Annotated in this window: 6 protein-coding genes and 1 CRISPR repeat array; of the genes, 5 read left to right on the forward strand and 1 reads right to left on the reverse strand. The window is 50.1% G+C overall.

The features are described 5' to 3' along the window. Positions 1-1,223: 1,223 nt before the first annotated feature. Complete coding sequence (gene cas6, locus TW77_RS02200) at positions 1,224-2,189, reverse strand: CRISPR system precrRNA processing endoribonuclease RAMP protein Cas6 (protein ID WP_046003346.1); 966 nt, start codon at positions 2,187-2,189, stop codon at positions 1,224-1,226. A 77-nt stretch (positions 2,190-2,266) separates the two neighbouring features. Between cas6 and TW77_RS02205 the strand changes: the two genes are divergently transcribed. From TW77_RS02205 to TW77_RS02225, 5 genes are read left to right on the forward strand one after another with little or no spacing between them, the layout of a single operon-like run. Further along, positions 2,267-3,151 carry a hypothetical protein gene (locus TW77_RS02205; protein ID WP_046003347.1) on the forward strand — a complete coding sequence of 295 codons (885 nt, stop codon included), beginning with the start codon at positions 2,267-2,269 and terminating at the stop codon, positions 3,149-3,151. Positions 3,152-3,168: 17 nt separating this feature from the next. Beyond that, positions 3,169-7,089: a hypothetical protein gene (locus TW77_RS02210; RefSeq protein WP_046003348.1), complete on the forward strand. Its 3,921-nt coding sequence runs from the start codon at positions 3,169-3,171 to the stop codon at positions 7,087-7,089. Continuing rightward, positions 7,082-8,971, forward strand: a complete 1,890-nt coding sequence (locus TW77_RS02215) for an RAMP superfamily CRISPR-associated protein (RefSeq protein ID WP_046003349.1) — start codon at positions 7,082-7,084, stop codon at positions 8,969-8,971. Before TW77_RS02210 ends, TW77_RS02215 begins: the two co-directional genes overlap by 8 nt. Continuing rightward, positions 8,968-10,458, forward strand: coding sequence for an RAMP superfamily CRISPR-associated protein (locus tag TW77_RS02220; RefSeq protein ID WP_046003350.1), 1,491 nt, complete (start codon positions 8,968-8,970; stop codon positions 10,456-10,458). Before TW77_RS02215 ends, TW77_RS02220 begins: the two co-directional genes overlap by 4 nt. Further along, positions 10,448-12,802 (forward strand): TIGR03986 family type III CRISPR-associated RAMP protein, encoded by a 2,355-nt coding sequence (locus tag TW77_RS02225; RefSeq protein ID WP_046003351.1) that lies wholly within the window; start codon positions 10,448-10,450, stop codon positions 12,800-12,802. Before TW77_RS02220 ends, TW77_RS02225 begins: the two co-directional genes overlap by 11 nt. A gap of 290 nt (positions 12,803-13,092) precedes the next feature. After that, positions 13,093-13,580: a CRISPR direct-repeat array (repeat unit 32 nt; unit sequence GCTGAGCTACCCGCGTATGAGCGGATTGAGAC). Positions 13,581-13,631: the final 51 nt, after the last annotated feature.

Below are 13,631 nucleotides of genomic sequence, written 5' to 3' on the forward strand. Positions count from 1 at the left end.
ACCAGTTCGGCCATCCAGGGCCTCACCTTCGAGCCTGAAAAAGCGATGCTTTTTCCGGGCGGCTCTCAGCCTCTAAAGTCGGGGCTTCCGGTACCAATTGGCCCATGAAAGATATTCAAATATGAGTACTGTCTCAATCCCCTCTAAAGTCGGGGCAACCGGTACGAATTATATATACAATATCATTCCAAAGATAAAAGTGTCTCAATCCCCTCTAAAGTCGGGGTCATTTCACCATACAGTTCAACAACGGCATCGTTGATTCATCCAAAAAAGCATGGACACCCAATCGTAAAACCAGCCGAGGTTTGGCGCACAAGTTTTGGGCTGGGTGTCTTTCTAATTTCCACCCCAGTTAAATTTTCACATAGTGTGAAAATAACGTCTCAATCCCCTCTAAAGTTGGGGTCACCGGTACCTGGTTTGGTGGAGTAGAACATTGGAGCAACAGGTCTCAATCCCCTCTAAAGTCGGGGCTTCCGGTACTAAAAAAATGTCCCAAGATGAACAGGAATATTTGTCTCAATCCCCTCTAAAGTCGGGGCCACCGGTACACTGACATCTTTTTTATAAGGAGAAGGTTATGTGTCTCAATCCCCTCTAAAGTCGGGGCTTCCGGTACTTCGAAATTATTACTCAGGAGGTGCCTTATGGGGTCTCAATCCCCTCTAAAGTCGGGGTCACTTAGCCAATCATTTCAACAACGGCATCGTTGATTCATCCATGAAGCGCCAACCAGTTCGGCCATCCAGGGCCTCACCTTCGAGCCTGAAAAAGCGGTGCTTTTTCCGGGCGGCTCTCAGCCTCTAAAGTCGGGGCTTCCGGTACTATAGCGGATCGAGGCCGCGTCGTACAAGGGTTGTAGGGGGTAAAATTGTCGATGTCCTGTCGGCTGTTCCCAAAATTGCTGACTTACTGACATTTTAACCCTTCTTGAACTAGTAAAAGGTATAAAATTCAATGATATGCTATCTAAGCTACTGACAAAGTGTAATTTTGCTTTTGATGTTTCATTATAACTTTTTGATTTTATTTATATAAATTCGAGCAAAGCATCCTGATTTGTAGAAATAGGCTTTGATATACAGTATTGAGTGCAAACAGCCATTAATCCCATTATCAACATTGCCCTAGGTCTGTATTCACAAAGCCGTAAAAATACTGTAAGCGGGTTGCACACAAACAGCGCATAGCTGCGCTTGTATCGTTTTAGTGGTGTAGTTTCAAACCCGGAGCAATCCATAGTCCAGCTGATACGCGCCTTGCCCGTAATTGGTTTTTTTACCTATTTGCAGGGCGCTGCCAAGTTGTAACCAGCTTAGCTGTTGCTCGTCAACCGGGTATGAAAATGTGCCGAGTAACCCTTTCAGGGCGTGGTTTCTGTCGTTAGTTGCACTTTGGCGGCGCTGTGTAAAAGGCTTTGTCTGGTCGTTGTCGGGTGGCACATCTTGTGCGGTGCTGTCGGCCAGCAGCGTATTGATGGTGGCGGGAAAGGCGTTTTCTGGCAGGCAATGATCACACAGCCAGTTTAAGCGATTGGCAATAAAAAACAGCCAGGTGCTCAGTGGGGGGGCTGCGTGTATGGGACGTTGATTGCGCACCAAAGAGACGGGGGTCGTCAGCTGAATAAACGCACGCCAGCGGCTTGCTGTAACCGGGTAAGGGCGGTACAGGTGATCGGCCAGGGTGGTTTGCTGTGCAAACAACAACTCGTCCTGCTCTCCCCGTTTAAACAAGGTAAGTGTGCGGCCCTGGCTGTGTAACAGCACTTCTCCTATGCTAAAAGTGGTACTGTTTTTACCCAGCCCCAGCTTTTGCATAACAAACACCGACTGCAAAATGGTGTTCAGGTGCGCACAAGCATCGCCGAATAGTTTTAATTCAAAACGAAGCTGCTGATCTTTATGAGCCATGCCTCCTGCTATAAACGGGGCAACAAAAAAATACGCCCTGGGGTGGGACTGGTTTTGCTCGCTCAGCAACTGCTGGCACAGGCTGGGATCGGTACAGTTCAGTGCGTTGGTCAGCGCACCGTGCAGTAAGCTGCCAGAAAACGGATAGCTGGTCAGCGTATCGTGTAAAGTCAGTGTGACCGATAAATGGGTAAATGGGATCTGCCCACACAGTTGCTCAAGCGCATTATGCAATGGATGCTCCTTAGTTACTTCATTCCATGCCTGCAAGGCCATGAATATCTTTATGAATATATTTGTACCACGATGGTAACTGTGTTATCAAATACACACAGACAGGGATCACAGATACTATGCTAACGAAAGACAACACCACCGTTTTATGTCCATACAATGACCTCGAAGCCAGTTGCATTCTGGCACTGGCCGAACAATATGGGATTGAGGCCATTCGGGGACCCTCAGTCTGGGGTGTCACTTTGTATGATGCGCTGCAATCTGTAGACCTTGCGAATTGTCACACGCATTTACTTGCCATTGAGCTGCCAGACCCCGAAAAACGCGCTGAGGCGCTGTTAAATCAGCATGGCATTACGCTGCACCGGCTTGATCATCATCAGTATACGGGTAACGATGCCCGCCACACTCAGACGGCCATAGAGCAGTTTGCCAACTTATTTGATATTGAACTGACTCGCTATCATCAGCTGGTTGCCGCCAATGACAAAGGGTTTATTCCGGGGTTACTGGCCGCCGGTGCCAATTATGCGCAAATGTGTGAGATCAGAGAGCAGGAAGCCCGGATCCGTGGGGTTGAAGCGCTGCGCGACAGCGGCTTTGAGTGGTTTAAAGCCAACTGCCGCGCACACTCGGCAAGCTCCGATGAAGTCTTGTATTTAACCTGCCCAGACAGACTGGCGCCGGTGATGAGCGAGGTTGCTCAGTTTCCCAATGAACAAACGTACACCCGGGCACAGCAAAGCGGGCAAAACCTGATGCTGCGCCAGGTGGTTATCAGTTATCAGCAGGATGCGCTGATCACCCAGCTAGAAGTGCTGGCCCGCCAAGGGCGGGAAAATATAAGTGCCCTGGTGGCAAATTGGCCTTACGGCGGGTTATCGGCCTGGTTTGGTGGCGAAGCCCCCGGTTACTACTTTGGCGCTGTGAGCAAAACCGAGCCGCAGGCGTGCCAGTCAGAATTTAACGCCTTACACCAGAAGGTTAAACACTACTTATAAGAACACGTGTGGTCACCATGGAAGAACCGTTTCGTTATATTGAACTTGAAGACATTATTCTGCTGTGCAGCTGCACATCACTCCCGCAGAGCCTGCCCGAGCTTATTGAAAAAGATAAGAATTTAACGGCATTACTGGATCAAAAGCCGCTGGTATGGTGCAAAGTGGCGCTGCACACAGGCACGCTGCAATTGCGTGAGGCCGTCTTGTTTTGCAACGACAGCCGTCGCAAGGTGCTTATCCAGACGTTTGTACAAAACTATCCAGCATGCCATCAGCAGCACGAACAGCTGGCTGGCAGCGTGTTTACTGCCTTACTGATCCCCGAAAATGCGCTATCCAGTTCGGTGGTCGACGCGTTTTTTGAGACATTTTTTGAATTTGTCCGTCCCGTTCAGAGTTACCAGGCAACGTTTTACTATCCTTTTGATCTTAACGGTACCGGGCCTTTGTCGCAAAAACGCGACCGAAAAGAAGACGACAACGCAACTCGCAGTGTGCAGCTAACTGACAGCTCACTGTATATCAGTGCGCCCAGATATTGTTTTCATGCGCTCGGCACGGATCCCAACGAGTGGGACCACCAACAAAGCACTGAGGTGGCTACCTTTCTTTATTACAACGCTCAGGCACAAAATTGCCTGTTTGCGGGCGACTCTCAGCAACAACCGACAAGCGTATTCGAAGAATATCGGCTGTCGCTCGACAACTGCTATCTGGCGATTGATAACGCATCAAGCAAACAGGCCCGGCAAATGCGCAGGCAAAGTCAGCCTTCGACGTCGCAAGCCGGGCGCTTATCTGATGACGAGGTTAAACGCGTGACGGCCAATACTCAGTCGCCCTGTGCGAAAGTAGAGTCGCTGTCGTTGTTGCGCCATCCTATCTCTCGTGGCAGTTTTTTATTGTCGGTTACAGCGCACTACACGCCGGATGAATCTATTTATGAGCTGACCAGTTATGCCCTCAGACTAGTGCAAAAGCAGCGCGGCTGGACGGTATTTGGCGCACAGGTCAATGAGCATACCTGGTGGTGGTCACTGTTACTGGCGCCGTTTTACAAACCGCTGGCAGAGCGGGTGCTGCAAATGCAGTTTGACCGCTGGTTACAGTTCAGCCATAAAGCCCGGATTTTATACCCCACCTTTGTGCAGCAAAAAGAAGAAGACAAGATCCGGTGCCTGGCCTTGTTACTGGATAATCATGAATACCTTATTTACGACGGAGAAAAGCCCCGGGGGTTGAGTTATCTGCGCCAGCAAGCATCAAATCGTCAGCCAATTGCAGAGCATGTATTGCGTCTGGCATCGTTGTTTTTTACCTCCTCGCAAAAGGAGGCGGCCAGCGTGCTAAATACTGCGGGTGCTAATAGCTGCCCGCAGGCACAGCAAACGATTATGGACAGGCTCAATGAGTATGCCAAAGCACAACACGACTCCCGCATGTATCTGAATGCCACTTATGGATTACTGGGCGCTTACCCCAGTACTGAAATAGGTAAAATGGTATTGGCACAGACTACCAGTATTGCGGTGATGGTGGATCTGCCATCCGGGCGTTTTAGCAGCTACCCCACAGGCTATGCCTATAATGAAGACTTTATCACCAGCCTGGTAGACAAACAGGCATACCGGCGATGGCGAGATATCAGCGCCGAAACCGGGTTTAACGAGTACGCCACCGTAACTTTGGGGTTTGGCGACTACACACACGCGGTTATTTTGCCTCACTGGCACACCATTTATCGTCATTTGTTTAACTATGCGTTGCTGACCCGCGAAGCACTGGCCTGCTTTCAAAGAGCAATGCACGCAGCAACAGAGCAGCTGGCCGACCTAAATCCCCGGACTGCGCCACGCAACACCTACCGGAAGATCCGCCGTAACTTTATTTTGTTTATGAACCGGCACTGGTTTAAGACATTGACCCATGAACAGCAGGGGCTGGAGATTTTCGAGCGGCTCCATCGGGCAACGCAGCTGGAGGCGCAATTTACCCAGTTGCAGGAGCAGATCACGGTGGCAGACGAGTATATGGAGAGCTGGCGCAGCAGTTATTTTGTATCTAAGACCGATATCAGCGCAAAAGTGGCACTCGGGGTGGCTTTGGTGGCGATTGTAACGGCCTGGCCTAAAGACCTCAAAGTGTTGAGCGTAGAGAGTTTTGAGCGGCTTGGCCTTCTGGTCCTGCTTGCACTGCTGCTCGCTCTGAGCTTGGTTGTGATGAAATGGTATAAAAAACTAACCGAAAAGGAACACAACCACTTAGAGAGACCACAATCTGATAACCATGCTCATGGTGAGTACGCGCTGCCCGCAGCAGCCCAATATAAGGAAGAAACAATGTATGCGCTAATAAAAGTAGAGGCGGTCAACTTTGACAACAGCCTGAATATGAGTGACAACCTCAGCGTTTATCGCGGTACCAGCATGTTATTGCGCAGTGTGGTGCTGGATTTGGCAGAGCGATTTACTGAACTTGAGCCCATCTCACTGGGTGGCTCTGTGGGCTGGTATCGGGTTAAGCAAGACACGCATGAGGCACTTGCACAAAAGATTACAGGGTTGCTCAACAACAACTATCAGGGGGTCAATTTTGTCGTTACTGCCAAAGGCGGGGTAACCGATGCCAGCTTCCTGGCTGCCAAGGAAGCCATGATCAGCGAAGGGCGTTTGCAGCAGCTCAAACAAACCAGTGTAAGCCTGTGCCTGAGCGAAAAAGCAGAACAGAATGCGGCGGTATGTGGGCTGTCGGCGCTCTTGCCGGGTACTGAGCAGCAGCGGGTTCAGGCACAAACCATTGCGGTTAGTCCATTAATGCGCGACCGTTACTTGTATGGGCGAGAGGAAAAACAACAATTTTATGCCAATGAGCTGGCCGACTGTGCCAGGTTAAAAAAACAACCTGTCTGCGCCCCAGCTGAGCGCTTTTTTACCCATAGTTTTGAGCAGCTGTGCAACCGTGACGAGTTTATTCACCTCGAAAACAAGGTGGCGTATCTGTATTTTGACGGCAATAAATTCTCCAAAATTCAGCAAGCGTTTGTAAAAACAGCCGACGATCAGCGGGAATATGACCAGAAGATCCGCCTGCTCAGGGGGCAACTGCTGGAAAACCTGCTCAATTATCTGGAAGGCCAGAGTGATGCCTGGTTTCACGACTCAGACACAGCATCCGACTCAGACAGTATTAAGCTGCGGCTGGAAACCTTAATGTGGGGCGGCGACGAAACCTTGTTTGTGCTACCGGCCTCGCTGGGTTTGAAGGTGCTTGCCAAAATTCAACAATGGACTAAGGACTGGGTCATTACCCATGGCAGCTCAGCGCAGTACCAGCTCACCCACGCCTTTGGGTTGGTGTTTTGCCATCATAAAACCCCGGTGACCACATTGCGCACGTTTACTGAAAACCTCGCCAATGCGGTAAAGCAAGTCGCAGAGGACCACGACAAACAGCAGCCCCAGACAGACAATCAGTCAGGCACAGTACATATTGCCGGTTCACACAATGCCTATAGCATTGCGGTGCTTGAATCAATGGACATCAGCGACCCGAAAAGTGATGCCTTCTTCAGACAAAGTTATGGCGAATTATCTAACACACGCCAGGCCATTTTACCGGTTGACTTGACCATAGAAAGCCTCGAAACCCTGGGAGCCTACCTGCGAACCACATTTGGCAAGAGCACCATTCATACTCTAGCGCGGCACTTTAATGCCTCGGAAAAACGCCAAGAAGCAGAGCAACGGCTGGCGTATATTACCGATCTGCCGGACCAAACCATTGCCGATTTTACGGCCTGCGCCAGCCAGGTATTACTGGGCGACAAAACCGCCAGTGACCGCGACCCCGAGCAGCGTGCATTGATGTGGATGATGTTAACTGAACTGTGGGAGTACATTGCACTGGAACCCGTCAAGGAGAGTACACATGACTGAACAGACAACTGAGCAAACTGCTGAGCAAACAACCCTTTCGCAACTGCACCTGATCACGGTGAAACTGACAGTGCTTGGCCCTATTGTTACTCAACACAGCGGTGCACTGGCACAGGGCGTTGATGTGGCCGTATTACGCGATGACAACAACCAAATTGTGTTGCCTGGTACTTTGCTCAAAGGCAATATCCGCCACGCACTGAATGAACTGGCACAACTGTGTGACGATAAAACCTTAGCCAGCAAGCTGCATGACTGGTTTGGTCAGGAAGGCCTGGAGCAATTGCCAGACACAGCTTCGGATGGCGCATTTATGGGCTCAAGAGGCCGACTGAATTTCGACTTCTACTGGCCGATGAGTGAACCAAAAAATGCCGCAGCCAGCATGCAGACCCGGATTGAGTTAAATGAGGATGGGGTAGTTGAACACGGCTCGTTGATGTTTATTGAATCTCCCTACGAGCCCGGTGAACTGATTGAGGTGCAAGGCCAGATAAGGCTGGCCGGAACGCAGCAAGAAGCTCGCCTTGTTGCCAACTACATTACAAAGGCACTTGATTACTGCCATGCTTTGGGCAGTTTTAAAAGCATTGGATTTGGCCGGATTGAGTCGGCCAGTACCAGCGTAGAGCGCATAGATACACTGGCAGTTACCTTTCCAGACTATACCGATGCACAGCAATTAGTGCTTGAGTGGAGGTCAGACAGGCCGTTATGCATGGCCGATGCTCCGACCAATAAAAGTAATGAATTTCGCTCCAGAAGCGAGATCAGCGGTGCAATACTCAAGGGCGTAATGGCCCGGCAAATGAAGCACGGTGGTGAGCTGGCCAGATATCTGGAGCGGGTGACCGTTTCTCATGCCATGCCGCTTAATGAAAATGGCGAGCTGCACTTTCACCCGCGCCGCTCAATTGCGCTGTATACGGCCAAAGAAATGTCGCAGGCAGCCTCTGATACTGCTAGTACAAACAACGTTGATGAGGGGCGTTTACGTCAACATGATTTTCTGAATTCGCCTCACATGCCGGATGACCTGCAAGGGGTCTTAACCTTTGCCAGCGACTTTAAAGGCAGCCAGTGCGAAGCCGTGGATTGTCCGCCAGACTTACCAGCTGTTTTACTGGTTCGCAATGCCATCAGCAGCTGGTTGTCGGGAGAGGGCGACGCGCGCTGGACGCCAGAAAAACTGGCCACTCGTAATACAGCTAAAGAAGAGCAGTTATTCAGCTACCTGTGTGTCAGCCATCGCTGGTCTGAAGAAGCCTTGATAACCTGGCGTGGCCATATCGACTTATCGCGGGTGCCCCCTGACGCAAGAGCTGCCGTGTACGCTGAGCTGTGTACTATGCTGGAGCAACCTTTGGTGGGCGTTGGCAAGACCAAGGCTGTTTTGTCACTGCATCGGGTCTGGTCAGAGGCACCGCCCGAGGTGCAGATCCAGTCTCAGGATGTCGTGCAGCTAACCCTGCGCTCGCCGACTTGTTTGCTCAATACACATCAGTTAAAGGCCGTCCAGCCTTCAGCGGAACTATATCAGCAGGCATTCGAGATGCTGGCGCCGGGCGTTTTTGATTTGCAAGATCATTTTGCCTACGAGGAGTTGCGAGGCGGCAGCTACTGGTACATGCACTTCCAAAAGAATTTCAGTAGTGGTTATCGACCTTATATTGAGACCCAGCCTGGCAGCTGCTTTGCCTTGTCGGTACGGACAGGCCAGGAAGAAAAGGCCCAGCACTACATTACTCAGTGGTTGCGCCAGGGGTTACCTTCTTTGGATGTACCCGAGGAGGTGTCGGCCCGCTACAAACGTACCCCTTATGATCATGCAAACGGGTTTGGTCAGGTCCATGTGCAAATAAGCAAGGAGCGCAAGGTATGAAAAACACCATGTATCCAAAAGTGCAGATAGCTATCTCACTGGTCAATGAGAGCAGGCTGGCTGTGCGCAGCGGCGAGCAGGTTGATTTAGAATTGCCATCACAAGGCACTGAGTCAAAAAGTAAAGAGTCAAAAGATAAACAGCCCACACTGGCACAACTGCGGCTCGACGCCAGAGGCTACCCGGTATTGCCTGGCAGCAGCTTAAAAGGCATGTTAAGGGCATTGTGTGATGACACACTGGCCGAGACATTATTTGGTGGTCAGCGACAGTGTACGCCGCAAACAGGGGAGGGGCCAAAATATCTGCGTTTAAATGGCTGCGTGACGGTACAGGGGGCAACCGCTTTGCCCGATTTTGTAGTCAGTGATTCTGTGGTTAACGACACCTATGCCAGCATTGATGAGGTGACCGGAACCGCCAAAGATAACCATTTATTCAGTCAGGCCTGGATTGAACCTCAGACCCAGTTTGACTGGCAGCTGCATTGCGAGTTTATTACCCACGGGCAACTCGAACAGCTGCTGAGTATATTGAGCAATGCCAGGTTGCAACTTGGGGCGGGGCAAAAGTTCGGCTATGGTGCGCTGACAGCGGCAATACCTAAGCAGGATGGCAAATTAAAGGTGCGGGTGCTGACGCAAGAGAAGCTTAGCGAGTGGCTCGCTTGCCAAGCGCCGAAGCCACTGGACAGTTTCTACACCGAGAAACTGATTGCACCCGGTAAAGATCCACAGCAAAAATCGCAGCCTGCAAAGCTTTGCTTCACCTTAGCGCTGACCAGCCCGGACCCCTTACTGGTCGCCAGTCCGGCCTATCTGTCCAGGCTCACGGAGGAACAAAAGGCCAGCAACAGTAAAGATAAGCTTAAAAACTTATATTTCAGCCGCGATAACGACGGGCAGCCCGTCATTCCTGCCAGTGCGCTGCGTGGCATGCTTCGGGCACGGTTTATTAAAATTATCAGAACCCTCAACGCAGAGATAGACGAGAAAACCGTACAGTCTTTATGGGCTGCAATCTGGGGAGACAGCGCCAAGCGCAGTGCGCTGATTATTCACGATGCTCGTATGGCAGCCGATGCCAGACATGCTAAGCACCACCAGAGCATGATAGCCATCGACAGGTTCACCGGCGGGGTAAAAGACGGCGCATTGTTTGAAGTAGAAGCCTTTACTTTGCAAGGCGCACTGCACGCTCAGTGCGAAATAAACCACGAAGCGCTGCTTCGTAACCCCATGGCAACAGCGGTACTGGTTTTAGTCCTCAAAGATCTATTTGAGCAAAAGCTGACGATAGGGGCCAGCAAAAATCGCGGTTTTGGCAGGTTGGGGGGGAATGTACTGGTAAATGGCAAACCGTTGCACAGCAGCCGTGACTTTATTCAACGCTGCCTGACCCCACTGAATATAACGCAGGAGACGTTACTCAATGCGCTGGGTGAACTAAAAGCGCTAACACCACGGGAGCTGGCACATGACGAATAAGACTTTTCACAATCCCTATAACTTTATTCCGTTTTCTAAGTTGTGTGATACGCAGGCTATTGAGTCAAGTAAAGCGTCACTACAAAAACATCGCATTGGTCATGAGCGTTTTAGCGGACTAAGTGGTCGCATTAACTGCCAGATCACCGTGCAACACCCGGTCGTCAATGGCAACCAGCCGCTGCCACCACAGAGCCTGAAGGGACTGGATGACGATCAAAAAGAGTTTATAAAAAACTGCCAGATAAAATTGCTTGCTCCTTATTTGCGAGATGGCAAACACGCCATTTCGGCTGCCAGTATTCGCGGTATGCTCAGTAACCTGGGAGAAATTATCACCGTTAGCCCGCCCCGGGTACTCGAAGATAAGCCTATGTATTATCGCAATGGAAAGGGGTGGAAAAACCAGGCATACGGGGTTATCTACAAAAAAGCGCAGCAATGGTATTTAAAACCGTTGGGGATCCCTCCTGTGATGCTGGATAAGCCATTTAAGCTTCCCAGTGCATTAGCTAAAGTATTCAAAACGCAAAGTGGTGACCCATTATCAATTGATCGTATAGCTGCGCTTAGAGTATCTATTCTGGATAAAATGCCAAAAAACAGTGAGTTAGTTGGTAACCCTGCTGAAATAAATGGGTGGGACAATAAAGTAACAATTGATCATGACCGTCAGCTTTTTCAGAAGACATTTAATGAGCACTTGTCCTTAAGTGATCCCTGGATAGTGAAAGTACACAAATTTTCTAAGGTTATTGGGCACCGGATACTCAGAAAGGGTTGGTTTGATGACAATGGTGATCAGGCTCTTTTTATAAGGCCAGACTACAGTCAAGAAGAAATTGATTTGGTTAAGAAAAAAAATGAATCTGTAGAGCGTTTTAATAGGAAAATTGACAATAGTACAGGAAAAAAGCGATACAAACATTCTTTGAATGGTTTTGCATTTTTGGAGAGGAACTTAGTTGCTCAGGAAATCCCCATTGCCGAGGATTTGATTGAAAGTTACTTGAAGATTTTAAATACCTCTGATGAGGCTAGAAAAATGAGGAAAGTACAAGCAGGCACGAAAGGCTCTGTGATTGATGAGAAGAGTATAGACGGTCGGATCCTTATTTTTAACGTGAATGAGCAGGGTGACCCATGCCACTTGTGTGATTCTCAGGTGTGGAGAAAAAGGGTGGGGTCAACTGACAACAGAATGTCAGACGACACATTATACGATTTTCTGCCATCGAGTGCTGGCCAACCATCATCGGCAAAATATAAATCCCATGCCGACGAGTTCCAACCCTTTAATGGCGAGCGTAAACTCAGTGTTATGGAGCAGCTTTTTGGCACCGTCGCGGATGACAAAATTGATGTGCAGAGCAAGCAAAAGGTGACGGCATTTGCCAGCCGTGTGCGGGTGTATGATGCCATCGCGTCGCAACCCTATCAGGCAGATGTGAACAATTACTATTTGCTGAGGCTTGCAACAGGGCCCAAACTACCTGCGCCCACTATGTATTTTAAGCCAAGAGGAGACAAACAGGCACTGGTCACTAAATCGGCACTGAATCGGCACAAGCATGAGGTGAAAGGCTACAAGGTCTATTTAAGACACAAAACGCCGCCCGAGCTACAGGCGTACCACCTGCCGGGCGTTGTTTCGAGTGTGATGGGTTTTCAAGGAGATAAACGCAAGGAGGAACTTGCGAAGCGAAAAGAATGCACTGCGGCGCCGATTATTGAACAGGGGCAGACACTGGAGTTTGAGCTTGAATTTGATAATTTAAAGCCACAGGAGCTGGCTTTGTTGCTCACTTTGTTGGAACCAAAAACAATCCGCACAGCGCAGGACCCCTTCATTCATCAGCTTGGCCAGGCAAAACCCTATGGGTTCGGCGCTGTAACGCTGAAAGTGCAGCAACTGACACTGGAAGACAAAGTGGCCCGTTACGCCAGCTTTGAACCTGAGGTAACAACGAGATGGCACCCCGAACATGGCAATGTGCATGACTGGGTGCAGCGGGCTTACCCCACTCAGGTGCAATTGTGGCGGCCTGAACGTTTGTCATGGCTGCTGGCACTGGCTGAACCGCTGGATGATGTGCAGTATCCCCAATGCTCTGACGGCGACTTTAGTTTTGAATGGTTTGTTGCGAATGACCGTAGTCGTAGTGAAGAAGGACCACAATTTTTACGAACGGATAGTGACAATCGTTCTGAACCGCTAGTGGAACTAGAAAAGCTAAAAGGTAAAGGGGGCAACAATAACAAGGCCCGGCATAATAATAACCAGACCGGGCACAACAAGCCAAGGAATAAGCGTAAACCCCATTGGAAGGATAATCGCAGATAACCAGGCTTGTGTATGGCCGCAATAAGACAGGGGTCATTCCCTTGTCCGGGCGGCATTGCGGGCCGACGGCTTGGTAATAAAACAGCATTTGTTTGCCTGTGCAACAATGCCGCCAGCGCTAACCTCTGGTACTCAGCAAAACCCCGGTAGGTTAGCGCTTTTGTAAGTTGATGTTTATTAAAAAGTTGTGTACCTTAGCACCGGCGCAATGGTCAGCATTGAGCAAATATCTCAGAGGTTAGCGCAAATCCCAGCTCAGCCCTTATGGCCAGTGGGATACAAAGTCGGTAGCTGAGCTACCCGCGTATGAGCGGATTGAGACCACGCGGTATGGAAATTGATTTTAAAGAGGCGGGCTGAGCTACCCGCGTATGAGCGGATTGAGACTCATCGTCCACCGTGATGACACCTGCGTCAATCAGCTGAGCTACCCGCGTATGAGCGGATTGAGACGCGCGCGTGGGGTTATGAAATCCAAGTTCGAACGCTGAGCTACCCGCATATGAGCGGATTGAGACTCCGGCTTTACGTGAAGCGCTTCGTATGGCCAAGCTGAGCTACCCGCGTATGAGCGGATTGAGACCCCCCTCCGGGCGCTCTCATCAGCGTTTTCTCTGCTGAGCTACCCGCGTATGAGCGGATTGAGACAACAAAAGAAAAGCGGCCTAAGCAGCTTCCGAGGCTGAGCTACCCGCGTATGAGCGGATTGAGACCGCGTAAAAGTCTTTGTAAAACGTCTCGCCATCGCTGAGCTACCCGCGTATGAGCGGATTGAGACGGCACTGTAATAATCCAATCTGCCACAATGTCAAGCTGAGCTACCCGCGTA

Origin of the sequence: Pseudoalteromonas rubra (assembly GCF_000967655.1) — a bacterium.
Classification (GTDB): Bacteria; Pseudomonadota; Gammaproteobacteria; order Enterobacterales; family Alteromonadaceae; genus Pseudoalteromonas; species Pseudoalteromonas rubra_A.

Coding starts and splice junctions, on each gene's coding strand:
- TW77_RS02205 (WP_046003347.1), top strand. CDS start 2,267: ATGCTAACGAAAGACAACACCACCGTTTTATGTCCATACAATGACCTC.
- TW77_RS02215 (WP_046003349.1), top strand. CDS start 7,082: ATGACTGAACAGACAACTGAGCAAACTGCTGAGCAAACAACCCTTTCG.
- TW77_RS02225 (WP_046003351.1), top strand. CDS start 10,448: ATGACGAATAAGACTTTTCACAATCCCTATAACTTTATTCCGTTTTCT.
- TW77_RS02210 (WP_046003348.1), top strand. CDS start 3,169: ATGGAAGAACCGTTTCGTTATATTGAACTTGAAGACATTATTCTGCTG.
- TW77_RS02220 (WP_046003350.1), top strand. CDS start 8,968: ATGAAAAACACCATGTATCCAAAAGTGCAGATAGCTATCTCACTGGTC.
- cas6 (WP_046003346.1), bottom strand. CDS start 2,189: ATGGCCTTGCAGGCATGGAATGAAGTAACTAAGGAGCATCCATTGCAT.